We start from the raw sequence: 23,728 nt of genomic DNA on the forward strand, positions 1-23,728 counted from the left end.
AATCACATAAACCCATCTTAACATAAACGCCCCCCCACTTCACGCGGAGGGCCGACCTCAAGAGAAGGGCAGACTTCCCTTGTGAAAGTCCGCCCCTGTCCATCATCAAAACACTTGCTCTTTAATATGAGTCTCATTGAAGCGCGGCGGGTTAAACCAGTTGCCGCTCTGTGCCCAGGTTGGGTCCAGCGGAATCCACCGCTTTTCTTCACTCAAATAAACCTCATTCCAGGCATGGGGGCCATAACCGCCTTGTCCATTGTAGCCCCTGCCGGTCACCACCCTGACTTCGAGGTCCTGTGACCGTGCCATCATGGCATATAGCCGGGCATAGTCGATACATACGCCTAACCTTGTATCATACGTATCCTGGGGCGTCTGCTCTTTCCATATCCGCTGCTCTTCGTACAATGTTACCTTGTCATGATCATACGAGATGCGGCTGCCAACCCAATCATAAAGCTTTCGAGCCTTCTCTTCGTCGGTGGCTGCCCCCTTCACGACATGGGCGGCTGTCTGTTCGATTCCCTCGGGAATCTTATGGTCGATCACCTCATACTTGCGCTGTATGATTCCATTCAGTTCATCCTGAACGGATTGGGTGAATACGGGCAGCTTTTCCTTGACAAGCGAACCAGATAGCGGCTCAATGACAGCTTGTGCACCCTGCTGATATACGGGTGAAGCTTCAACATACCGGCTAAAGCCGTGGTCCGGATTCAGGCTGACATAGATGAACAAAATCGCGATCACGATAATGCTCCGCGCAGCACCCATGATGGCTCCGATACCCGCACCTGCAAGCCGGCTGGGCAGCGATGCCCGGGTTTCTTTTCTCGATCCGAAGACTCCCATCCTGCTTCCTATGATCAGGGAAACAAGCAGCCGAAGCATAAATACAATCAGCGCATAACTGAGCATAAACAGCACGGCGAACCTCAGCAGCGGAAAATCCGCCAGCGATTTTAGAGCCGTATAATAAATCTGCTCCCAGAATTGCAGTTCACGATTCGGCAGCGTTGAGGCAGCACCCAGCCAGTCCCCTGCCTTGGGTGATAACCACAATGTAAACGGGACGGAAATTGCAAGACCAACCAAACGCAGCACCGCATCCCCCAGAAAAAAAACAAGCTTCCCGGCTGAGCGGGAGGCTCCACGATTCCACCCCTGCCATAATGAAAAAGCCACAATCAGCAGCAGCAAGATAGTAATTCCGTTTCCATCGAGCACGCTATCCTTCCATGCCGACATCATACGGTATCCCCTCCTCTCCCTAAGATGTCTTGTCTACCGATGTAAGAGGGCAGGCTTGCTGGCAATAAGATAAACTTGCCCACGCTGCCTTACATCCGCATCCGATTATGGTAGTATTCTTTATTTAGTGGCTGTATTGGACTTGGCATCGTTGATAAAACTCCGGATCGTATCATTGATATCCCACTTTCCTACCGAAACCCCGCGGAAAGTGACCTCAACCTTTTCTGAACCAGCACTGCCCTTTAGCTCCAGGTTGGGAGCTTTAATCGAGTAGGTGCCGTCCCCATTCGATGTATATTTGGCTTCCTTCGCTTCCTTCATCATCATATTCATCGCTTCCGCTTTTATCGTATCCACCGTCTCTTCCTTCACCGTGGACACCACTTCCCCAATCTTATCCAAGGAAATTCCGCTGTACACCAGCAATCCCCCAATGATAAGGACCGCAAGTACCCACTTGATTACGGTTCTTAACACATTCAGTACAATAAACAAGATAATTAAGGCAATCGCAATGACCAGCCAGTTTTGTTTAAGAAATTCAATCCAGACCTGTGTATCCAATTTATTTCACTCCCGTCCATACTTTCAGGCGGCGTATTTTTTGCCGTCTTATTAATTATACATGATACCCTGCAAAGCTGTCAGCCAACCGGGTCTTTTCACAAAAAGGTATAAGCTTGCCCCTTCGAACGTACAAGTAGTAATACCGAACTCTTGCCGGATAGGAGGGTGCCATATTGAAAACCGCTTTATGGCTCTATATGTTTTTGTTTCTGGCGTTTTTTGATTTGCATGCTCAGTATCCCGTGCTGACACCTTTTGCGATTTCCCTTGGTGCAGCTCCCACGTTTATCGGGTGGATGATGGGAATTTATGCTTTGACGCATCTGCCTGGCAATTTGATTGCAGGTAATCTGATCGACCGACACGGCAGCAGACGCTACATTATTTTCAGTTTAACTGCGGCTGGAGTTATCCTGCTACTCCAAGCTCATGTCCAATTGCCTTGGCAGTTGCTCGCGCTTCGCTCGATCAGCGGCTTTGTACTGGCTTTTTTATCACCAGCCTGCCTGGCGCTGTTAGCGTCTCTCTCCCGTGATCCGGTTACGCAAGGCAAATACATGTCCGGTCATGGCGTCGTACACACCCTTGCCTCTGTTTTGTCACCGGCAGCAGGAGCTTTTATTGTCGCTAACGCCGGTTTTTCCGGTACATTTCAGAGTTTGGGCTGGCTCTTGATCTTTACCGGGTTTATGGCATTCTTCAGTCTACCCAAGCGGTTATCAGCCACGGCCGCCAATAAAGAAAATGCTTTGGCTTCCAAGGAAGAGAAGCCGGCACGGCTTCCGTTTAGCTTGCGCCTTTATTTAATTCCGTTTGCTATCGCCTGCTCTCAAGGCATACTATTCTTCGAAATTCCGCTTCGCGAAAGCGGGAAGGCAAGCATAATGTCTACGGGGATTTTATTCTCCGTCATTAGCCTTGGGGCTCTGGTCACGTTAAGCATGCTGTTCCTGAACCGTTATGCGCCTCATGTCAGGGTCGCTTTGGGCGTGCTGGGACTGGCGATCTGCTTTTACGCTCTGGCTGCAGCAGACCATGTGCCGATTATGGTTATCCTGTTTTCCCTGGGTCTTGCCAAAGGCCTGCTGTTCCCGGCGTTATCCTCCCTGTTTATTGAACTAAGCGGAGGAGGCAGACTCGGCAAAGTATTCTCTTTGCAATCCATTGCGATGTCGCTGGGGTCCTTTGTCGGACCGATTGCAGCTGGACAGTTCCGGACGATAGTGTCTCCTTATTTTATCGCGTTCCTCATGCTGATGACAGTCCTGCTCCTGCTTCCGAAACGCAATCGTGAAGCACCATCAACGGTCATCTCACCGTTATAGTCTGAAATGACTAATGAACCTGTACCCTGTTATGATGAAGCGCCCAAAAAGTGGCGGATAGGCCAACACACAATCCGTATGGGTAAAACCACATAAGATACAGTGTGGCAAATGACCACGGACATCTAACCAAGGGGTGAAGTAACATGAGTCATGTTCATCATCATAAGCACTGTCATGGAGGCCATGGAAATTCTGTAGGCATGGTACTTGTATTGTATATTCTGCTTGTCATCATTTTGAGCTGCTTCTACTAGAATACATGGATTAGCTTAAACGGCCTTCCACTCGGATGGCCGTTTATTTCGTTTGCTTTGCATGATCAACAAAAAACAAGTTACACTATACATACATCATTCGACGTCGAATCAACATTTCCCGGGGAATGCTACCAAGGATCTCCGTATCATGACAGAGGTGAAAAAAGATGCCGATATTCCTCGTTGTAGAGGGCAAGAACGATCGCAGCCGAATCCGCAGATTGCTGACATCAGATATAACCATCCTGTGTACATTCGGAACATTAAACACCGCCAAGCTTGAGAGCCTGCATAAACAGGTGAAAGACCATGAGGTTTATCTGTTTATGGATAATGACAGCTCCGGCAAGAAAATTCGCGGGGCCCTGCGAGATGTCTTCCCAGATGCCGGGCAAATCTATACACGCCGGGGGTATGCCGGTGTTGAAGGAACCCCGGATGAATACTTGATTGCCCAGTTGGAGAAAGCCGGGCTGGAAGAATTCATTATTTATCCGCCACCTGATGAATTCTGATTTACCCTGGGTAAATAACGCCTGATTTGGTCCAAAGCCTTTTATGAGCCAGTTGAAGAATATAAAAAAGACGCCCTCCATCTTTAACGATGAAGCGCGTCTTTTGGTTTTACCACTATGTTATTCCTTAACTAAGGTCTTAATGTCCTTCACAATATCCTCGGTCTTCACTTGCGCCGGATCCGCTGCGTTATAGGTCTTCCGAATATTGTTATTCCGGTCAACCAGCGCGATGGAGTTGCCATGAGTGAAATTGGTCGAGTTATTGCCAAGCAGCGGAATCTTGAAGGATTCCTGCATCAGCTTCCGCGTTTCCTCCTGATCACCTCGAAGGAAGTACCAGCCGCTATAATCGGCATAGAATCGGTCCCCGAATGCCTTAATCTTCTCTTTCGTATCGGTTTCCGGGTCAAAGGAGATGGATACAAAGTTAACTTCTTTTCCAAACAAACCTTCTTTTTTCAAGTCTTCTTGTATCTGTGAAAGGACCAGTGTTGTAATCGGACATACATCCGGACAGCTGGTGAAATAGAAGTACATCAGTTTCACCTTGCCTTTGGTATCTTCTGAAGTGATGGTCTTCCCATCCACATTTTCCATGGAATAGGCGGCAACCTCACGAACAATCGGAAATTTTTCTTTTCCGAAGCCGAGCGAATTGTAAACCAGATAAACAGCTGCAACTACACAGACAGCAAGCAATACCCAAGTCCATTTATACCGTTTGAATGCACTCATGACTTTCCTCGTTCTCCCTTCGTCTCAAACAAACCCAGTTCCTAATCAGGGAATATACTGCCTATAGCAACTCCACCTTATTAAAAAGTGGTGTTAAGTATGAGAACGATCAGGCTCAAGGTCAAATAGTTAATGGAGATAATAAATACTTTTTTGGACCAGGCTTCGTCGTCCTTGGCACGGAAACCCTGCAGTGCGGCGTAAAGCCACCAAATTGCCAGAAAGAGCCCGATGACCAGAAAAAATATACCTGCATACCCATACGCGTACATCAGAATCGGTATCGGAATGAGAAGCACCAAATAAGGAATCATCTGTATCTTCGTGCGCGGGATTCCTTTTACAACTGGCAGTAGAGGGAAGCCCGCTGCCCGATATTCCTCGACCCGACGAATGCCCAGCGCCCAGAAATGGGGCGGTTGCCATAGGAACAACAGCGCAAACAGCAGAACTGCTGCCATATCTACGCTTCCTGTTACTGCCACATAACCGATCACCGGAGGCATTGCTCCAGAAATCGCGCCTACTGAGGTGCTCCATGTCGAAGAGCGCTTTAGCCATAGTGTATAGACAACCACGTAAACAAACATGCCGATAGCTCCGAATATACCTGCCAGTACACCGGAGAACGAGAATAGTATAGCTAGTCCGACCACCCCAAGAATGACGGCATACCAAAGAACAACCTTTGGCGTCAGCCGTCCGGTTGGAAGAGAGCGGTTCCGGGTCCGTTCCATCTTCATGTCGAGTTCACGGTCAAAATAGTTATTGAATACACAGGACGAAGCCATGACAAGCACGGTTCCGAGAAGTGTCATAATCATCAATCCAAATTGGATATCCCAACGCGATGCTAGCCAAAATCCGGCAAAAGCCGCTATCAAATTTGACCGGATGATTCCGGGTTTCGTCACCGTGATAAAATCTTTCCAAGTCCCCGCCTTATCGGGAGGTGCAGGCGCTGCCGAGGCCAGTGCCGCGGATTCTGAAGGAGCCTGGTATCTCAAGTGATTATCCACGTGTAAACGTTCCTCCTTGTATCTGTCGTTATGGAGGAAGTACTGCCTCCGCTATAAAGTTTATCATATCATTAGTAAAAAGTGTTTAGCAATCCTTCGGAATTCGTTCCATCTATATGACAATTCAGTGACATTTGGAAGCGATATAATCTTGACGTTATACCGTTGTTTAAGGCACAATTTGTCTATGTATTAGAATGCGTGTCGAGCCTCTGAAATGAATACAAAGCCCGGAGCGCAAACATTGCGCTCCGGGCTTCCCACTCACGTTATGAGAAAGATATTACAGCGTGCGGCCAGATCCAGAAAGAGCCTGTTCAGCTTGCTGTACCAAACGTTTTGTAATGTATCCGCCCAGGGATCCTGTTTCACGGGAAGTATAGTTACCATAGTAACCGTCCTGAGGAATCGTTACGCCTAGTTCTTGAGCAGCCTCGAGTTTCAAACGTTGTAATGCTGCTGTTGCTTGAGGTACCACCAAATTGTTGCTGCTGCGTGCCATATTAAATATCTCCCTTCACTGAATGTCTGTAATTCCAGTGCAAGCTTGCAAACTTATTATGGCTCCTTCTTGCAGCGTTATACGTATTTTTTAAATTTTTTATCTTTGGAGGTTTTTTCATATGAGTAAAGGCTTATCTCTTTGGTTTGCGGTATCTTCCATCGTTCTGCTGGCGGCTGCAGCCATCTCCATCAGCTATAACGGATTTCTTGCTGTCGGTCTAGGGATCCTATCCATTTTCAACATCGGCTGGGGCTTCATTATCAAAGCGAAACGCAGACCTTCTTAAACAGGTTGGACAGCGTTATCTCGGAGCCAGGAAGCCCATTTTGTCTTTCACGCCATCCAGCACCTGAGTCGCAGTTCTTTGTGCCTGCTCCGCTCCCTTGGCTAGAATGTCATGAATTTCACCGGTTTGGCGAATTTCGTAGTATCTGTTTTGTAGTGGCTCCAGAGCAGACACCACCACTTCGCCAAGCTCCTTCTTAAACGCCCCGTACATCTTTCCTTCAAAGCGTGCTTGCACTTCCTGCAAAGACACTCCAGCACATTCGGAGTAAATGCTCATGAGATTGCTGACTTCCGGTTTGGCTGATGGATCATACACCACTTCTGTTCCGGAATCGGTTGTGGCACGGCTTATTTTTTTGCGAATTTGGTCCGGCGTATCCAGCATCGCGATATAACTTCCCTCTACCGGATTGCTCTTGCTCATTTTCTTAGATGCATCATCAAGCGACATGATCCGAGCGCCTACTTCAGGGATGAAAGGCTCCGGTACATTGAAATACTCACCGAACCGGTGATTAAACCGCGCAGCCAAATCACGCGTAATCTCAAGATGCTGTTTCTGGTCATCCCCCACCGGTACCAGATTGGCATTGTAGAGCAAAATATCTGCAGCCATAAGCGCTGGATAGACGAATAGCCCGGCTCCTACGGAATCCTTGCCTTCTGATTTGTCCTTGAACTGCGTCATCCGTTCCAATTCACCCATGTTGACGAGGGTTGTCATGATCCATCCCAGCTCAGCGTGCTGCGGCACATGGGATTGCAAAAAGATATTCGCACGATTTGGATCAATTCCGGCAGCAACGTACAGTGCGGCAACCGATTCAGAACGTTCTCTAAGCGAGCTCGGCTCCTGAGGAACGGTAATGGCATGCAGATCGACCACCATAAAATAACAATCATGTGCTTCCTGCAGCTTAACAAAATTTTTGATGGCGCCAATATAGTTCCCCAGTGTCAGGTTACCGCTTGGCTGAATGCCCGATAATACAGTTTTCATGATTAACCTCCAATTTATCTCGAAAAATTCTTTCAATCCCGAGTCTGCCCCGATATACGAAGCATGCCTACGTGCCTATATGAACGCAAAAAAGGCCACACATCCGCAAGGGACGTGTGACCGTGGTGCCACCCTTATTCGCTGCAACAGCATATCAGAAAATCGATGCAGCCTTAGATTCTTGTAACGGAGAATACCCGGCCGGCATATTAAGGAATAACAGCATTCTCCCGTTCAGCTCGGCACTCGAAGGTCCATTCAGCAAAGCGGATCCACCGGTTCACATCAACCACCGGCTTTCTGAAGGATAGACCGCACTGCTTACTTGTCCTTGTCATCGTGTTTCCATCATTATGGTTCACTATTACATGCAATGATAAAACTCTTGCTCTGCCTTGTCAATTCCAATTTGGAATCAGGTTGTCTTGGGTTTTGAAGCTTTTCTTTTACCCTTTCCACAAAAATCTGTTATGATGTGTTTAATCGTCCAGACCATGATTTCTGTTAGTAAAGGAGCATCGATATGAATCAAGTGACCAAAGGCCAGTGGAATGGTTACGACACCTATATATTAAACAGCGGCCGTCTTGAAGTGACTCTCCTTCCTCGTCTAGGTAACAACGTCATTGGGATCAAAGACATCGAGAACACACGCGAAATTCTCCGAAGACCAGATGAAAGCGAGCTTGCATTCTATCTGCAGAAGCCTTACCACTTCGGCATCCCGATGCTCATTCCGCCAGGTCGAATTTCCAAGGGCCATTTCGAATATGGCGGAACAACGTATCAATTTGATCAAAATACCGCGAACGACAATCATATCCACGGACTCCACCGTTCACAGGCTTGGTGTGTCAGCGACATTGAGGAAGAAGATGACGGTTGTGCCGTTTCGACAGAGTTCATCTCATCGGATGATCCAAAGTGGATTGCTCAATTTCCTGTACCGCTGAAGCTGGAGATGACCTTCCGCCTTCAAGGTACCCGCCTGTCGCAGAGTCTTCGTGTAACCAATCTCGGTTCTAGCCCTGTACCATTCGGCATGGGCTATCATACGTGGTTCCTGTTGGATGGCGAACCGCATCGCTGGACGCTTGATCTGCCTGTAGAAGGTATTTATACCTTGGACAACGAACTGATCCCAACCGGTGATCTCTCGCCGCTTGGCGATCTGGAACTACTGAATACAGGACTCAATATGAAGGATGCCGATCTGGATACGATCCTGAGAATTCCTGAAGGCAAGCCAGCAGAGGCATTGCTTAAACGGGATGACGGCTATCAAATCCATTATTCGGCTGATCGTGATTTTTTCAAGCACTGGGTGCTCTATACCAAGGGCGTCGCAGAGGAATTCCTCTGTATCGAACCCTATACCTGGCTTCCTAACGCTCCCAATCTGAATCTCCCGGACGACGAAACCGGACTGATTCATTTGGAACCGGGACAGACCGTCAATCTGAATACCAAGATCAGCATCCAGAGAACTTCACCGGAAACGCATCAAGATTAGTTCACTCTATCCCTGCTGGATGACCAGCATCTATACTTAACTTATCCAAACCAGAGTCGACCTTTGAAACCAGGGTGCTGCTCTGGTTTGTTCTATATAAACGACGATTTTTATGAATCGGCTAATTTTACCAGTGATCAATCTTCCTCCAGAACGAATGAGACCCCTAGCATTCAGGTCATAATATCCTCATACAACATCAAAGGAGGTGACATGACATGGCTCAAGGTCGTTCTTCTAACAATCTTGTCGTACCTCAAGCAACTGCAGCTCTTCAACAATTGAAGATGGAAGCTGCACAAGAACTGGGTGTAACGATTCCACAAGACGGTTACTATGGAAACTATACTTCCCGTGAAACCGGTTCATTGGGAGGTTACATTACTAAACGTCTGGTTCAATTGGCTGAGCAGCAATTATCGGGTCGTTCGAACCTGTAATTCGCATCTCTTCCCTCCAGCCACAAATAGAAAGAGGCGATCTTCTCCCCAAAGATCGCCTCTTTCGTTATATGTTTTATATGATAAATGATTTCAGGATTCCGAAGCAGCTTCGGCATATGTATTACGAGGGTACCGAATCATTAGATTGGCCATGTTATAGTTCGATTCAAGAATAGCATCTACCACGACAATTCCTTGCCGTACCATAAATTCATAACTAATTTCGCCATGTGTCCAATGGCGTTTATGCTTCAAACTCTCAAGCGCCATCGTACGAAAAGAGAATTGTTGAGCTTCACTAAGCCCCTCTTCACAAGGAGCAATGACCCCGTTTCGCCCAGCCAATGGATTATGCCGTATGCCAAATTTACCAATTACATTGTTTCGTATTTGTACAAATACTGTCCCTGAACTTAGACCTCCCAACTCTTCTTCCAGCTCTTTAAAAACAATGTCCAATTGTCTAGCCAGTGATAATTGATCTAGTTTTACCATCTCTTCTCCCCTCCTTTATTAGTAAATCTTCCCTATTATTAGGGCTTGTGACTCATTATAGGATAAAGAAATCAATGTATCAACAATATTCAACACAATTGGGTATTTATTACTAAAATTGCACAAATATTTTAGATTTCCACTCCTTTTTTGCGTCAACTTTCTTTCTTTTACGACAAAAAAAGAAGCTCACTGGGAGCTTCTCTATTTTGGCGGGATAAACATGAATATGGATGGAAATATCCATTTCAGGAACGGCCTTTTTATCTGTTTTTCCGATGATAATCAACAAATTATGCCAAAGTTTCAGTCATTTGCAAGAATTGTCTGATATCGGATACGCAAGAATCCGCTGCACTTTGCCAGAAATCACGCTGAGTCAAATCCACATCCAGATGCTTTTTAGCCAAATCCTCAACGGACATGACACCTGTATCCTGAAGAAGCGCGTCATATTTATCAGCAAAGGTCGGACCTTCTTCCAATGCCCGTACATATAAGCCTGTGCTGAACATATAACCGAAGGTGTATGGGAAATTATAGAATGGTGTACCCGTGATATAGAAATGAAGCTTGGATGCCCAGAAATGAGGATGGTAGGATGTCAGAGCATCGCAGTAGGCTTCCTTCTGTGCCTCAACCATCAATTCTGAAATCTCCTCGCTGCTGAGCAGTCCGCTCTTCCGTTTGTCATAGAAGCGGGTTTCAAACAGGAACCGTGCATGAATATTCATAAAGAAAGCTACACTGTTCTGAATTTTCTCTTCCAGCAGAGCCAGCTTCTCTTCTTCGCTGCCGGCACCCTTCACCATTGCATCAAAAACAATCATCTCGGCAAAAGTAGAGGCCGTCTCAGCAACGTTCATTGCATACTTCTGGTTGAGAACCGGAATTCCGCCCATCAGATGCTGGTGGTAAGCATGACCGAGTTCATGAGCCAGCGTCGAAACATTCGAGGCGGTTCCGCCAAATGTCATGAATATGCGCGTCTGGCTGCTTGCCGGGAAGGATGTACAGAAACCGCCGGGTCTTTTCCCTGGACGATCCTCGACCTCAATCCAGCTCTTGTCGAAGGCCATTTGCGAGAAGTCTGCCAGCCTTGGACTAAATTTGCGGAACTGCTCAACAATGTTGACGGCAGCATCATCGTAGGAGATTTTGGCAGCCGAAGTACGAAGCGGTGCATCCACATCCGTCCACGACAAGCCTTCCAAGCCCAGCAGCTTCGCTTTACGGTTTAAATACTCCACCAGTACCGACTTGGTGTCCTGAATGACGGCCCACATGGCATCCAGAGTCTCACGGCTCATTCGGCCAATGGCGAGCGGCTCTTTCAGCACATCGTCCCAGCCGCGGTTCTCATACAGCTTCAGGCGGTAGCCCGATAGATGGTTAAGGGTATCCGCGCAGTAATCGGCAGAATCTCCCCAAGCCTGCTCCCATTTTTCAAACATGGATTGGCGTACTTCTCTGCGAGGATCATGCATTCTATTGAATGCCTGTCCTGCAGACAGCATGACGGTCTTGCCATCTTCCTCATATGGAATCTGGATTTTCTTCACGATGGTATCATAGAATTCTCCCCAACCGTGATAACCGTCAACGCCGAGAGACAGAGCCAGGCTTTCAAGCTCAGGGCTCATTTTATCCTTGGCAAGGTTGCGGGCTTCGTTCAATACAAAGTCCAGCTGAGACACTTTATCTGTACCTGTCCAAGCGGTCCAAAGCTCATCGTTCATGCCGCGGAGCACATTATCGAATTGGTTCTTAACCGATTGCAGGGTTGCGGACAAGGAAGTTACCCGGCCGGTCAATTGAACCGCCTTTTTGTCATTCACATTCTGTGCGGTCAAACAGCTCACAAATGCGGAGACTTCACGGATACGGGCATAGGCGCTTTGAAACTGCTCTAGGAAACGCTCAAGGCTCGCCGCACGCTCGACGGTTTCCGGAACGGACAGTGCCTGTACATCCTGTTGGAGCTGTTGTACATCCTGCTCAAGGGTCTCAAGAAAGCTCAAGAGCTGTGGAGAGGAAGAACCTCCAGGAAATATCGAATCTAAATCCCAAGTTTGTTGAAGTGCCATCGAACATTCATCACCTTTCGAATCATAATATGAATCCATGCAGTAATACCATTTGTGCGAGCATAGGGAAAAGTGTATAACTATATATAAATCAAATTACTGCTATAACTAAAAGGAGCTGGAAGCCATGAGACCTTTACAAATATCACCGGAGACGGCGGTTACACTGTCCAAGCAGCTGGGCGTTCCGCTGGAACAGCTGATGCATATGCCACAGCATATATTGATGCAGAAAATTGCCGAGCTTGCCAAAAATGATGAAGGGCCATCCTCGAAAAAGGACGATGAGCCTCACTCATCGGAGAACTCATGATCCCTTTTTCTAATACGTGGCCTTACGATGTCGTTGGAAACGACGTTTATGTACACAGCTGCCCTTTCTGTGGAACTGACAATGTATTACTGCCAATGAAGCCCAAAGAATTAGTGAGTGTTAGAGAGGGGAAAAAGAAGCTGCTGATTTTCCCCTGCTGCCATAATAAAGTAACCGTACTGGACAGCGACATCGACTACTTGCTCACGGATCAGCGACTTCGCTGACTTCGCCTAGTACGAGTAAGAATGAGCATTCTTATCAGCCTGCTGGCATTTCATTCGGCGGGCTGTTTGCATTTTGCATTCATTGAGATTCCGCCTTTGCAGCGTTCTTCTGTTCCCGTATCTGCTCCGAGATCAGCTTCCACTGCTCTCTGGAAGCCCGGATCATGGCAGCATCCATAATCTTCTCGTCCTGGACCACTCGGGAGAACCATTGAACCGCCTCCTGGAATTGTCCCAGCCTGCGGTGGATCTCTCCAATCAGGAATAGAAGACGGGCATCGTTTGCTCCTACTCCTTCGTGTTCAAACACCCGGATATAGGATTCAAGACTATATTTCAAGAAGCGGTTCTCCTGGTCCTGATTGCCTTGATACCGATACAGCCAAGCAATATGATGCAGCAGGCTGGCCACAATCCGATCCCGCTCCCCGATCACTTGCGCACAGAGGAGAGCCAGCTTATACGCCTCCAGGGCATCCTCCAGACTGCGTGGACCCCCCATATCCCTCTTGTCCCATCGGCATCCAACCTGCTCGTAGAACAGCGTCTTCTGCCGCTCATTCAATTTCACAGTCGAATTCTCCGTTGAGGCAAATCCGCATTCAGGACAGACACGCACCACGTAGAAATCAGGATTCTCCGATTTATAATAAGCGCAGAAGTCCGTATCTGTTCGGAATGCCTTTTTGAAGCTTGGTCTTACTCTAGATGTTAAATATTCTTGCTCACAGTGCGCACAAACCACCTTGATGGAATACAAGGGTTCTAACTTCACGCCATTCGCCATCCCTTCATTCGCGTCTAATTCCAGTCCACTTCTAGTTCCAAGGCACTAAGGTGTATTGACGAAATGGTGAGCGGGACCGGAAAGACGCTGTAGCACAAAATCACGCAGATCATCCTCCACGCCGATTTCGATCAAGGCTCCTGCCATACAGCCAAGCCATTCTTCAGCGTGGCGGTCCGTAATCGGAAATTTCATATGTCTGGCCCGCATCATGGGATGACCGAAGGCTTCGGAGAATAGGGCAGGCCCTCCAAAGAACTGACTCAGGAACATATATTGTTTGTCCATCACCGGCATGATGTCCTCCGGAAACAAGGGCGAGAGCAATTCATTTTGCTGAACTCTCGGATAAAAAGCTTCGACGAGCGAACGTACACCCTCGGCACCCCCGAGGTTATCATAGATGCTTAAGTTCGGATTCATATCCGCTAATTCTCCCATCTGTTTATGATTCGCTTTCGATTGGATATACCTTTTTATTATAGCAAAAACAACAAAAAAAGGCGCTAAGCAATGGTTAGCACCTTTTAGAAACTTATTAATAACTGCGCCAGTCTTCTTCACTCTGGACGAGAGAAGCACGTATTACATAAACGAAGGCGCATACTAGGATACCTGCGACTATGCTCATGATCATCACTCCATCCAAACATAATACGAAAGATGTGCTTTGATGTTTTTTATTATAGCACAATATCCTCGAAAATAAAGCACATTTGTAACCGCTTTCTCATGTTTTTTTATACTGTTTGTCCTATATCCTGCATAGATTTTAAATTAATGGGACCTATATTTCAGTAGTTCACATCGATGCCAGGGGGCGTATTCATTATATGACCATGAAAAAAATGGGCTGGTTCATGCTTGTAACGGCACTCCTCAGCGTAATTATCCTGATGGCTGTATTTCCCGATGCCGCTCTTCAATCCGCTCTTCGGGGCCTGGCGATATGGTGGGACGTTCTCTTTCCGTCCCTGTTCCCGTTCTTTGTCATTTCAGAGGTGCTGCTTGGGTTTGGTGTGGTGCACCTGATTGGCACCCTTCTGGACCCTATGATGAGGCCCCTGTTTCGTATTCCGGGAGCAGGGGGATTCGTTGCCGCAATGGGATATGTATCAGGTTACCCGATCGGTGCCAAATTAACCGCCAAACTGTGGGAACAAAAAATGGTAAGTCGAGAGGAAGGCGAACGGCTCGTGGCCTTTACCACTTCCTCTGATCCTATATTTTTAATCGGAGCAGTCTCCATCGGCTTTTTTCACGATCCTAAAATCGGTATCATTCTTGCAATAGCCCATTATGGCGGTGGATTCCTTGTCGGACTGCTAATGAGGTTTCATGGCAAACATGACGCTAAAAGCTCATCTGAATCGCCGCTTCACCTGTCTCAGGTTAAGACAAGCCGGGTTAAAGCCGCGATTCGTGCGATGCATGCTGCGAGGAAGCAGGATGGCCGGGACTTGGGGACCTTGCTTAGACAAGCGATACAATCATCGCTCCAGCTTAATATCGTGGTTGGCGGGCTCGTGGTATTCTTCTCCGTCTTTCTCGAGCTTTGGACCCGTGCCGGCGTTATCCCGGCGCTTACCGAGGCTATCGGTTTGATGCTGTCCCTGGTTGGCATGCCCGAGTCCCTCTCCACTGCCATCGTAGGAGGGATTTTTGAAGTAACACTTGGAGCGCGTTACGCCGGTGAAGCGGGTGCCGCCATTCCGTTGGCGTACAAAGCGGCTGCAGCGGCCTTCATCTTGTCATGGGGCGGCTTGTCCGTTCATGCACAGATCATCAGCATCCTGAACTCTACAAACCTCAGGTATTTCCCGTTTGTCATCGCAAGACTCGTTCATGGCCTGATTGCCGCGACAGCAGTCATGCTGTTGTGGAAGAGCGTGATGGGATCTTCCATTCCGACCATGGCCCTGCCGGCTGTTTCGAATTCCGTTCTAAACGGGTATACCCATATTATGGCGGCTTTTTGCATGCTGCTTGGTTTCCTCATAACATTTACGTTGTTGATCCAGGTCATAAAAGGACTGCAGCAGAAATTCCGCAAATTCCCAAGGTGAACATTGTGTTCTTCTTCAAGATTGATTATCATCTTTATATAACCTTTACAAAGGAGCTTATCAACTTGAGATATTATGTTCTGGACCGCGGTGACCCATTGTCTGTAGAGCTGACCCAGCAGTTTCACAAGCTGGCGGAACAGCGGGGGTTTGTGCTGGATGCAGAATCTCCGGAGATTGTGGTCTCCATCGGTGGAGACGGTACGATGCTGCACGCCTTTCATACTTTTATTGACCGGATTCCTGACCTCGCTTTTGTTGGTGTCCACACGGGACACTTGGGATTCTATGCAGACTGGAAGGCGGATGAACTGACGGAGCTAATTGATCATATGAGCGGAGAAGGCGAACACAGCGGCATGAAGCCGCGTCTCGTCAAGTATCCCCTGGTTCAGCTGGAAATCCATAAGAAATCAGGGACGTCCTCTTACATTGCCTTAAACGAATTTACGCTTAAGGGCGTTGACGGCACTGTCGTCGCTCAGATTGACATCAACGACGTAACCTTTGAGATGTTCAGGGGAGATGGCATTTGCGTGTCCACGCCGTCCGGCAGCACGGCCTATAACAAGAGTGTCGGCGGCGCCATGGTACACCCCTCCATCGATGCCCTTCAGATCGCGGAGATCGCCTCAATTAACAATCGGATATTCCGTACGCTGGGCTCACCGCTCCTCCTGCCCAAGCATCATCATTGTGATATATTCTCGCGTAAAGAGCAGCGTCTGCTGCTGACCATCGATCATGTCAACATCTCGATTGATGATCTCGTTTCCGTTCGCTGTCAAGTGGCGGAGCAGCAGGTCAGCTTTGCCCGTTATCGGCCGTTCCCGTTCTGGAATCGTGTGAGGGATGCATTTCTTGGCTGATTGAACTAAAAAAGATCGGTCATCTGTTAAACAGATGACCGATCTTTTTATTGGTGCTGCTCTGCAGGAGGGTTAAGCTCCTTCGGCTTGGCTTCCTTCTCTTTGGATTCCTTAAGATCGCGCTGCTCGCGTCTCGCTTCCTTCGCTTCACGTCGCTCGCGCTGGTTCTTGTTATCCTTGCTAACCTTATTGGCATCCTGCGGTGTTTCTTTCATTTCCTTGGTTTCTTTGTTATCCATGTTTCCCTTAGGATCCCCATCTACCCGAATTTCTTTGGGAGATGCGGGACCCTCTGCAGGCTCTTTGGAATCCCGTTCTTTCGCTTCCTTCTGCTCCTTGGATTTCTGCAGCACAAAGTGGGCGCAGCCGAAGTTGCAGTATTCGTTAATGTAATCGGACATGCTGGAGAAGGTGGAATCCTTGGCAGCCTTGGGATGGTTGTCCCGGTAGAAACCCTTAAGTCGAAGCTGATTGTAACCCCAGTCTCCCACGATATAGTCATAGCGTTCCAGCACCTCGCTGTACCGCTCACGGAAAGCTTCCGGATTCCAGCCGTTTCGATGGTCCTTTAACACTTCATAACTTTTGTTTCCGATAACGATCATTGAAAGCTTCCCCTGCCTTTCCAAAGGTTAAGACTGTACAGTCTCTTCCTTGTTGCGTTCCGCAGATTTCACTTGCTCATGGGCGTGATAAGAGCTGCGCACAAGCGGACCGGACTCCACGTGACTGAATCCACGTTTCATTCCTTCTTCCTTCAAGATAGCAAACTCTTCAGGCGTATAGTACTTATCCACATTCAGATGTTTCGGTGAAGGCTGCAAGTATTGTCCAATCGTCATAATATCGCAGCCAACGGACCGCAGATCGTCCATAGCCTCCAGGATCTCATGCCATTGCTCCCCAACACCCAGCATGATGCTGGACTTGGTTGGAATATCAGGCTGCATCGCTTTGGCATTCTTCAGCAATTGCAGAGAACGTTCATACTTGGCTTTTGCACGAACCCGATCCGACATTCTTTCTACCGTTTCAATGTTATGGTTCAGAATGTCCGGCTTCACATCCATGACGATCTTCAGTGCTTCCTCACTTCCCATGAAGTCGGGAATCAGCACTTCCACGGAGCACAACGGCAAACGTCTGCGAATGGCTTTCACGGTTTCTGCAAATATGTATGCTCCGCCATCCTTCAGATCATCGCGGGCCACGCTTGTTACTACGCAGTGGCGCAGGTTCATCTGTTCTGCTGCTTCCGCTACGCGTTCCGGCTCCTGCAGATCCAGCTCTGTTGGGAGCCCTGTATTCACGGCACAGAATCGGCATGCACGGGTGCAGATATCGCCCAAAATCATGAAGGTTGCCGTGCGGTTTGCCCAACATTCGTAAATATTTGGACAGCGAGCCTCTTCACACACCGTATGCAGCGTCTTGGATCGCATCATGCTTTTGATTTCTTTATAATTATCGCCAGTAGTCAGCTTGATTCGAATCCAGTCAGGTTTTGGCTGTTTGGTTTTAGACAAAGAAAAAACCTTCTTTCGAATTGTAATGATATAACGCAAGACATAACCCATCGTTTACTGTCCCATATTATATCATGAAAACCATCATATTACTTGTTTCGCATCGATATGAGATTAATCTACTTGCGGCATGGATAAAAATCCTTATTTCGATTCACCCTACAGTGTAGGCATGACTGTCCGTCCTTAATTATGACAATCTAGAAGGAGGAGAAGGACACATTGAGGATATTACAACCATTGAGCCGCAGCGGCATCTATTATCGCTGGACCACTGCAGCAGTGGCTGCAGTGACCGCTGCCTGCTGCATGTGCGGACCTGTGTTTGCATCCGCTTCTATCGCGATAAACAAAGCCGATGAATCCGTAGAAAGCATCGATGCCGCAGCCATTTTTGCTGATCGGAAATCGTTGTACGACCAGGTTGCTACCGTGACCCAGATTCCATGGTATCGCCTTGCGGCCATCGACCAGTATGAAAGAACACTTACCCGGGTCCATCCCAAGGATCGCAAGCATCCAGAGCGGACAATCGGCATCTTCATCCCTCCCACAAGATGGACCGGTCCCTTAAATCCCAATCAGGAAGATGTTGATCCGATGTCGATCAGCGTGTTTTCAGGGATCGGTCTGGATGGTGACGGAGATGGCAAGGCAGACCCCAATAATAATATCGATCTTCTCTATACGGTTGCGACAAGACTATCTCCGTATGGGCATGCCGCTGATGATTTCAGCATCGGATTGTGGTCGTACTATCAGAACACTCGGGCCGTGCAGCGCGTGATGCAGTATGCCAAGCTGTACGAGACCTTTGGGAAGCTGGATTTGTTCGATCATGCCTTTCCTCTGCCTGTCCAAAGCGACTATTCCTACCGAAGCACATTCGGAATGGGACGCAACTGGGGCGGCAGAAGAGTCCATGAAGGAACCGACTTGTTCGCCCATTATGGAGTCCCCGTTCGCAGTACCTGTTACGGTGTTGTTGAAATCAAGGGCTGGAATAAATACGGCGGCTGGCGTATCGGCATCCGTGACCTGAACAACCATTACCACTATTACGCCCATCTGCAAGGCTTCGACAAAGGCATTTCGCTTGGGGATGTTGTGACGCCGGGGCAAACCCTGGGCTGGGTCGGCAGCTCAGGGTACGGAAAGCCCGGAACCCAAGGCAAATTTCCTCCTCATCTCCATTACGGCATTTACCGGGATACCGGACTCACCGAGTGGGCATTCGATCCTTACCCGCTGCTGAAGCATTGGGAAGCAGAAGAAAGACGAACCAAGAAAAAGACGCGCTCCTGAGCTTAGCTCAGGGCGCGTTTTTTTCGTTCAATGACATCAACTGCTCAACTGATTCAATCACACGGTCCGAGTACAAACCCAGGTAGGTATTCCGAATAATAGGCTAACCCCTAATGCTTAATCCCCGATCCCTGTCCCCTCTTGTTGTCCTGAGCTTACGCCACCGGACGAAGGAGGAGGAATAATGGGCACATCGCTTCCCTCAACCGGATTTCCGGGAATTGTTGCCGGTGGGGTTTCCTGCTGCGAGTTATGGTTGTTCTCATTCGTCACTGGTGGCGGAATCGCTATGCTTGGCGCGCTAGCTTTATTCTCACCAACAGCCTTTCCCTGACCATCATAATAATACATCGGCACATCGCCGACCACGAGCAGATAGGAGATGGGAATATCGGCCTCCACAATCTGTGGCTCCATGTCAAAAGGAACAACTACCGCCACTTCGGTTACAATATGAACAAATACCTCCACCAGTATCATATTAATACCGGCTCCCTGCTGCCTAGTATCCAACTGAACCTTTACCGCTCCCTGCGGTTCGATCTTTAATGGGATTTGCGGACCGAATGAAGCGATGATTGGACTCTTCATCACCTGGCCCAGTGGAATCTGTTCCTTGCGCTTATGGATGTCGTCCAGTGTCTTCTGAACAACCTCGGTTGTATGGGACGTAATCTTCAGATGCTCGGCGTAATTCAGCATGAATCCCGTCACTTTGCCGTTGCTATCCGTTTTCCAGTTAACCAGGTTATCAAAATCCTTGCCTTGGGTCACCTGTGATGTGATCGCTTTGTTAATCGCTTCGGTGGCAATCTGCTTCACCCTGATTTGCGCAAGATGCATGATTGGCGGACGCAGATTCTGCTCAATATACATAAAAAACTCAACGATCCCAAACAAAAGGAGCAGAGCACCGATCAGCCACCATTTTTTCATGCTGCGCCGTTTGGCAGCCTGAGGACGGCCCCGGCTCTGAGGTACGGGCCTAAAGCCTCTGCGTGGTGGTTTATAAGCCCTCCTTGGTCTGGGCCATGACAGGGACGGAAAGGATATACGTCTGCTTCCCCATCTCTTTCGTCTCATGCTTGGTCCCCCCTATTTACGCCCCGAGGAGCATGTTTACCATGGCAAGCTCTCCTGTATAGAGGGTATGCGGACAAACGGCAAAAAAGAAGAGCAAGGATAGGTTATCCTTACTCTTCCTTATGGGATCGAACTTCCTCTTCTTCTACGTAATGCTTCAGCATCGACAGTTTATTTTCCCAGAAACGATCGAAGTAAGCGAGCCAATCCTTTAATTCCTTCAGCGGTTCGGCATCCAGGCGATAGCGGGTCTCGCGTCCAACCTTGCGTTCCTTCACGAGCCCCGCTTCCCCCAGAATTCGTAGATGTTTGGACACGGCGGTACGCGTCATTGGAAAATGCCCCGAGATTTCCTTAACCGGCATTTCCTTATCGCTTAACAAACCAAGCAGTTTGCGGCGCGTGGGATCTGCAATGGCTTGATAAACATCATGCTTTGCAGCAGCTTGAGACATGGATTAAACCACGTATCTGGCAAGCTTCTGAACAATTCCTGCCCATCCGCCGTCCATGCGGCCACGTACAATATCGTGAGCTTCTCCGAACTCGGTGACTTGATCCGCTGTCCAGCCGCCGTGGATGAGCGTGAATTCTGTATGATCTCCTTGCTGTACCAGTTCAAATGTAACGCTCCAATCCTTCCCCCAGTTGAAAGACAGACGGTTGGGCTCATCAATGATTGTAACCTTGCAGGGTGAATTCCCGAATGGACCTGCATTCAGCTCAAACTCAAAGCCCTCCACCGGTTCAAAGTTGTTTGGCATAAACCAAGCCGCAATGCCTTCCGAGGTGGATACAGCCTTCCACACCTTTTCGATCGGCGCTTGAAGTACAAGGGTATGGCGAATATCCGGCAGCTTGCCGTTTGATGGGTTGTCCATGGCAAAATGATACCTCACTTATGTTTGAATTATGAAACCATTTGGTTTCCCTTTTAACATAATATGATACCAATAGGTTTCGCGTCAAATACCAATATTATCCTCCTGATGTTGATCCGGGTAGGTTTCGTTCAAAAAGACAATGGATTCTCGAATGAGCTGCTTCAGCACCTCAACGTCAATATCCGCGATTTTGTTAATGTACACACACCCTTTGCCTGCTGTATGCTTGCCGAAATTCTTCAGCAGCTCCTCCCGTTTATCATCACCAGGGGCAAAATACAGGCTGATTTTCGCTTTTCGGGGAGAAAACCCAACCAGCGGCGCATCTCCCTCGTGACCGGATGCATAACGATAATGGTATGAGCCATAACCGATGATGCTGGGTCCCCACATCTTGGCTGGAAAGCCGCTCGTTTCCTCGAAAATATCAAGTAAGCGATAAGCATCCTCACGCTTTTTAGGGGAATCCACCTGCTCGATAAACTCCACCACGCTGTTATCTGTCTCTTTCGTTTTTTGCTCATACATTGGAATAAACTCCTTTCTACCTCTCCCGTTAGATTTTCCATTTTCTCAAAAATAACTTAAAAAGGCCGGAAAATGATCAGCAACGATACCTAATCACTTTCCCGCCCAGAAGAAGACCCTATCTGCTATTGACCTGTGTCTGCGTAATGTCTTTGCCGCAGTGCCTCGTACATGAGCACAGACGCCGCCATGGCTGCATTCAGCGATTCCGCTTGACCCGGCATCGGGATACGGATCGCGTCATCCACGATAGCCGCAACCTCAGGCGAGACACCACGGCCTTCGCTTCCAATTACAATCCAGCTTGTCCCTCTGAAATCATACTCGAAGCAGGAACGCTTCCCTTCCAGCATGGTTGTCACCAATCGGGCTCCTCGCTCTCGAGCCTCCGGCAAAATGCTCAGCAGCTCGCCCTCCAGCACCGGCAGATGAAACAGGGAGCCCATGGTAGAGCGCAACGTCTTGGGGTTATACAAATCTGCGCAGCCGCGTCCTAGTATAACGCCAGCAGCACCTACGGCGTCCGCCCCCCGTATAATAGTTCCCACGTTGCCTGGGTCCTGAAGACCGTCCAGAACAATGACCAATCCGTTCTCGCGCATGATCAAGTCCTGCCATTGACGCGCTTCCTTCCGAACAACGGCAAACACCGGCTGCGGGGACGGAGTATCACTGACTTTTGATATCACCGCATGGGATACGCCAATCCATTCGGCGCCTTGACCCCTATCTGGAATTTGACGGAGTTCAAGGGGGATACCTTTATCCATATCATAAGCTATACACTCGATATCCGCACCGGATGACAAGGCCTCCTGCACAAGATGGATACCTTCAACCACGTACTTGTTTTGCTTATCTCGATGTTTCTTCTCCTGCAGCTGTGCCCAGCCCTTTACCCTGGCATTCTGCGGCGATAGTATCTCCATTCTTAATCCATCCGTTCTTTGCTTATATACATCGCTGAGTTCCACTCAACCTGATACTACATTCACAAAAATTCACATTACCGACGTCATTTCGGATAAGCAAGCTCCAGCTTTGTCAAATCGTTCTTATGCCCAACGATAACAAGAATATCGCCGTCCTCTATCCGGTCATCGGGACTCGGCGAGATGTTCATATCCGCGTCACTTCGGATCGCCATGACATTGCAGCCAAAACGTGCCCGAATATCAAGCTCCCTCAGATTATGACCGATCAGATCTCCGGTAGCGAGCATCTCCATAATACTGTAGTCGTCCGATAAATCAATATAGTCCAAAATGTTCGGTGACACCAAATGATGGGCAACCCGAAGCCCCATGTCCCGTTCCGGGAATATCACCTTGTCCGCACCGATTTTGTTAAGGACTTTACCATGCAGCTCGTTTTTCGCTTTGACGATAATGGCCGGTACACCAAGATCCTTCAGAATCAGCGTAGTCAAAATGCTGGATTGAATATCCTCGCCAATTGCCACAACCACCACGTCAAAATTCCGAATGCCCAGCGCCCGAAGCGCGTCTTCATCCGTCGAATCTGCCGATACGGCATGAGTGACCAAATTCGCGATTTCCTGTATGCGCTGTTCGCTCGCATCGACGGCTAATACGTCAAATCCCATGCTGCTTAATTCCTTGGCAACACTTGTGCCAAAACGCCCCATACCGATTACTGCGTACTGCTTCTTAGCCATATATATACCCCTCCACGAGCCTAGGTCCATTTCCTAATATGAATGATATCAGTATATCATACTGTCCCGAATACTTGAATGTAACGGCCGCTTAACGGGTACATTACACAATGACCCTTTCATAACAAGGAGGAACATTTCCATGTCCATATTGTTAGATCTAAGGCAGGCCGTCATTCATAAAGTCCACAACCAGGACGAAGAAGAGCTGCGCTCCATGATCGAGGGTTCCGTTGACGGGCCTGAAGCCGCGCTACCGGGACTCGGTGTGATGTTTGAAATGATGTGGAAAGACATGGATGCTTCCCAGCAGAACAGCCTTGTCACTTCCCTTCACGACCATTTGAAAACCGTTACCCCCGGCAACCTGCAAGGATAAACCCAAGGTCAACAAAAAAAACAATCCCCTAAGCCGTCATAGCTGGGGGATTGTTTTCATGTACCGCATTA

Annotated in this window: 29 protein-coding genes and 1 other annotated feature; of the genes, 11 read left to right on the forward strand and 18 right to left on the reverse strand. The window is 48.4% G+C overall.

What is annotated here, in order from left to right:
* Positions 1-105: 105 nt before the first annotated feature.
* Both PVOR_RS26360 and PVOR_RS26365 read right to left on the reverse strand, forming a co-directional pair.
* Complete coding sequence (locus PVOR_RS26360; RefSeq protein ID WP_006212623.1) at positions 106-1,254, reverse strand: transglutaminase domain-containing protein; 1,149 nt, start codon at positions 1,252-1,254, stop codon at positions 106-108.
* Between the two features lie 120 nt (positions 1,255-1,374).
* Positions 1,375-1,821, reverse strand: a complete 447-nt coding sequence (locus PVOR_RS26365) for a hypothetical protein (RefSeq protein ID WP_006212624.1) — start codon at positions 1,819-1,821, stop codon at positions 1,375-1,377.
* A gap of 176 nt (positions 1,822-1,997) precedes the next feature.
* Between PVOR_RS26365 and PVOR_RS26370 the strand changes: the two genes are divergently transcribed.
* A complete protein-coding gene (locus PVOR_RS26370) occupies positions 1,998-3,149 on the forward strand; it encodes an MFS transporter (RefSeq protein WP_006212625.1) in 1,152 nt (383 codons plus the stop codon).
* A 427-nt stretch (positions 3,150-3,576) separates the two neighbouring features.
* Positions 3,577-3,924: a toprim domain-containing protein gene (locus PVOR_RS26375; RefSeq protein WP_006212626.1), complete on the forward strand. Its 348-nt coding sequence runs from the start codon at positions 3,577-3,579 to the stop codon at positions 3,922-3,924.
* Between the two features lie 120 nt (positions 3,925-4,044).
* Here the strand turns inward: PVOR_RS26375 and PVOR_RS26380 are convergent, their stop codons facing one another.
* From PVOR_RS26380 to PVOR_RS26390, 3 genes are all read right to left on the reverse strand, one after another.
* On the reverse strand, positions 4,045-4,662 hold the full coding sequence (locus PVOR_RS26380) for an SCO family protein (RefSeq protein ID WP_006212627.1): 618 nt from the start codon (positions 4,660-4,662) through the stop codon (positions 4,045-4,047).
* A gap of 80 nt (positions 4,663-4,742) precedes the next feature.
* Positions 4,743-5,681 (reverse strand): heme o synthase, encoded by a 939-nt coding sequence (gene cyoE / locus PVOR_RS26385; RefSeq protein WP_006212628.1) that lies wholly within the window; start codon positions 5,679-5,681, stop codon positions 4,743-4,745.
* Positions 5,682-5,964: 283 nt separating this feature from the next.
* Positions 5,965-6,183, reverse strand: coding sequence for an alpha/beta-type small acid-soluble spore protein (locus tag PVOR_RS26390; protein ID WP_006212629.1), 219 nt, complete (start codon positions 6,181-6,183; stop codon positions 5,965-5,967).
* Between the two features lie 121 nt (positions 6,184-6,304).
* Between PVOR_RS26390 and PVOR_RS31155 the strand changes: the two genes are divergently transcribed.
* Positions 6,305-6,472: a hypothetical protein gene (locus PVOR_RS31155; protein WP_006212630.1), complete on the forward strand. Its 168-nt coding sequence runs from the start codon at positions 6,305-6,307 to the stop codon at positions 6,470-6,472.
* A 15-nt stretch (positions 6,473-6,487) separates the two neighbouring features.
* On the opposite strand, the gene trpS is transcribed toward PVOR_RS31155, so the two are convergent.
* A complete protein-coding gene (gene trpS / locus PVOR_RS26395; protein WP_006212631.1) occupies positions 6,488-7,474 on the reverse strand; it encodes a tryptophan--tRNA ligase in 987 nt (328 codons plus the stop codon).
* Between the two features lie 105 nt (positions 7,475-7,579).
* Positions 7,580-7,821, reverse strand: a binding site (T-box leader).
* 176 nt (positions 7,822-7,997) lie between these two features.
* On the opposite strand from trpS, the gene PVOR_RS26405 reads away from it, so the two are divergent.
* Both PVOR_RS26405 and PVOR_RS26410 read left to right on the forward strand, forming a co-directional pair.
* Positions 7,998-8,987: an aldose 1-epimerase gene (locus tag PVOR_RS26405; protein ID WP_006212632.1), complete on the forward strand. Its 990-nt coding sequence runs from the start codon at positions 7,998-8,000 to the stop codon at positions 8,985-8,987.
* 218 nt (positions 8,988-9,205) lie between these two features.
* Complete coding sequence (locus PVOR_RS26410) at positions 9,206-9,427, forward strand: alpha/beta-type small acid-soluble spore protein (RefSeq protein ID WP_006212633.1); 222 nt, start codon at positions 9,206-9,208, stop codon at positions 9,425-9,427.
* Positions 9,428-9,520: 93 nt separating this feature from the next.
* On the opposite strand, the gene PVOR_RS26415 is transcribed toward PVOR_RS26410, so the two are convergent.
* Together PVOR_RS26415 and PVOR_RS26425 are read right to left on the reverse strand one after the other, a co-directional pair.
* A complete protein-coding gene (locus PVOR_RS26415) occupies positions 9,521-9,925 on the reverse strand; it encodes a hypothetical protein (RefSeq protein WP_006212634.1) in 405 nt (134 codons plus the stop codon).
* Between the two features lie 293 nt (positions 9,926-10,218).
* Positions 10,219-12,012: a M3 family oligoendopeptidase gene (locus PVOR_RS26425; protein WP_040681052.1), complete on the reverse strand. Its 1,794-nt coding sequence runs from the start codon at positions 12,010-12,012 to the stop codon at positions 10,219-10,221.
* A 127-nt stretch (positions 12,013-12,139) separates the two neighbouring features.
* On the opposite strand from PVOR_RS26425, the gene PVOR_RS26430 reads away from it, so the two are divergent.
* Together PVOR_RS26430 and PVOR_RS29940 are read left to right on the forward strand one after the other, a co-directional pair.
* Positions 12,140-12,325, forward strand: coding sequence for a YycC family protein (locus PVOR_RS26430; protein WP_006212637.1), 186 nt, complete (start codon positions 12,140-12,142; stop codon positions 12,323-12,325).
* Positions 12,322-12,552, forward strand: coding sequence for a hypothetical protein (locus PVOR_RS29940; RefSeq protein WP_009591425.1), 231 nt, complete (start codon positions 12,322-12,324; stop codon positions 12,550-12,552). Before PVOR_RS26430 ends, PVOR_RS29940 begins: the two co-directional genes overlap by 4 nt.
* 79 nt (positions 12,553-12,631) lie before the next feature.
* On the opposite strand, the gene PVOR_RS26435 is transcribed toward PVOR_RS29940, so the two are convergent.
* Positions 12,632-13,339 (reverse strand): DUF2225 domain-containing protein, encoded by a 708-nt coding sequence (locus PVOR_RS26435; RefSeq protein ID WP_006212638.1) that lies wholly within the window; start codon positions 13,337-13,339, stop codon positions 12,632-12,634.
* Between the two features lie 45 nt (positions 13,340-13,384).
* Complete coding sequence (locus PVOR_RS26440) at positions 13,385-13,762, reverse strand: globin domain-containing protein (protein WP_006212639.1); 378 nt, start codon at positions 13,760-13,762, stop codon at positions 13,385-13,387.
* A 410-nt stretch (positions 13,763-14,172) separates the two neighbouring features.
* On the opposite strand from PVOR_RS26440, the gene ylbJ reads away from it, so the two are divergent.
* A complete protein-coding gene (gene ylbJ, locus PVOR_RS26445; protein WP_006212640.1) occupies positions 14,173-15,405 on the forward strand; it encodes a sporulation integral membrane protein YlbJ in 1,233 nt (410 codons plus the stop codon).
* A gap of 65 nt (positions 15,406-15,470) precedes the next feature.
* Entirely contained in the window at positions 15,471-16,274 is an 804-nt protein-coding gene (locus tag PVOR_RS26450) for an NAD kinase (RefSeq protein ID WP_036644790.1), read from the forward strand.
* Between the two features lie 47 nt (positions 16,275-16,321).
* Here PVOR_RS26450 and PVOR_RS26455 read toward each other — a convergent pair whose 3' ends face one another.
* Complete coding sequence (locus PVOR_RS26455; RefSeq protein WP_006212642.1) at positions 16,322-16,879, reverse strand: YutD family protein; 558 nt, start codon at positions 16,877-16,879, stop codon at positions 16,322-16,324.
* Positions 16,880-16,906: 27 nt separating this feature from the next.
* Positions 16,907-17,800, reverse strand: a complete 894-nt coding sequence (gene lipA / locus PVOR_RS26460) for a lipoyl synthase (RefSeq protein WP_006212643.1) — start codon at positions 17,798-17,800, stop codon at positions 16,907-16,909.
* A 222-nt stretch (positions 17,801-18,022) separates the two neighbouring features.
* Between lipA and PVOR_RS26465 the strand changes: the two genes are divergently transcribed.
* Positions 18,023-19,105 (forward strand): M23 family metallopeptidase, encoded by a 1,083-nt coding sequence (locus PVOR_RS26465; protein WP_006212644.1) that lies wholly within the window; start codon positions 18,023-18,025, stop codon positions 19,103-19,105.
* A 117-nt stretch (positions 19,106-19,222) separates the two neighbouring features.
* Here PVOR_RS26465 and yunB read toward each other — a convergent pair whose 3' ends face one another.
* From yunB to PVOR_RS26495, 6 genes are all read right to left on the reverse strand, one after another.
* Positions 19,223-20,188 (reverse strand): sporulation protein YunB, encoded by a 966-nt coding sequence (yunB, locus tag PVOR_RS26470; RefSeq protein ID WP_052649323.1) that lies wholly within the window; start codon positions 20,186-20,188, stop codon positions 19,223-19,225.
* 110 nt (positions 20,189-20,298) lie between these two features.
* Entirely contained in the window at positions 20,299-20,643 is a 345-nt protein-coding gene (locus PVOR_RS26475; RefSeq protein ID WP_006212646.1) for an ArsR/SmtB family transcription factor, read from the reverse strand.
* 3 nt (positions 20,644-20,646) lie between these two features.
* Positions 20,647-21,069: an SRPBCC family protein gene (locus PVOR_RS26480; RefSeq protein WP_006212647.1), complete on the reverse strand. Its 423-nt coding sequence runs from the start codon at positions 21,067-21,069 to the stop codon at positions 20,647-20,649.
* An 84-nt stretch (positions 21,070-21,153) separates the two neighbouring features.
* Positions 21,154-21,600, reverse strand: coding sequence for a DUF1801 domain-containing protein (locus tag PVOR_RS26485; RefSeq protein WP_006212648.1), 447 nt, complete (start codon positions 21,598-21,600; stop codon positions 21,154-21,156).
* 125 nt (positions 21,601-21,725) lie between these two features.
* A complete protein-coding gene (locus PVOR_RS26490) occupies positions 21,726-22,529 on the reverse strand; it encodes a TrmH family RNA methyltransferase (protein ID WP_006212649.1) in 804 nt (267 codons plus the stop codon).
* Between the two features lie 86 nt (positions 22,530-22,615).
* Entirely contained in the window at positions 22,616-23,278 is a 663-nt protein-coding gene (locus tag PVOR_RS26495; protein WP_006212650.1) for a potassium channel family protein, read from the reverse strand.
* Between the two features lie 142 nt (positions 23,279-23,420).
* Between PVOR_RS26495 and sspI the strand changes: the two genes are divergently transcribed.
* The gene (sspI, locus tag PVOR_RS26500; protein WP_006212651.1) at positions 23,421-23,657 is read left to right on the forward strand and encodes a small acid-soluble spore protein SspI; all 237 of its coding nucleotides are present in this window, start codon (positions 23,421-23,423) and stop codon (positions 23,655-23,657) included.
* Positions 23,658-23,728: the final 71 nt, after the last annotated feature.

Origin of the sequence: Paenibacillus vortex V453 (assembly GCF_000193415.1) — a bacterium.
Lineage (GTDB): Bacteria > Bacillota > Bacilli > Paenibacillales > Paenibacillaceae > Paenibacillus_AQ > Paenibacillus_AQ glucanolyticus.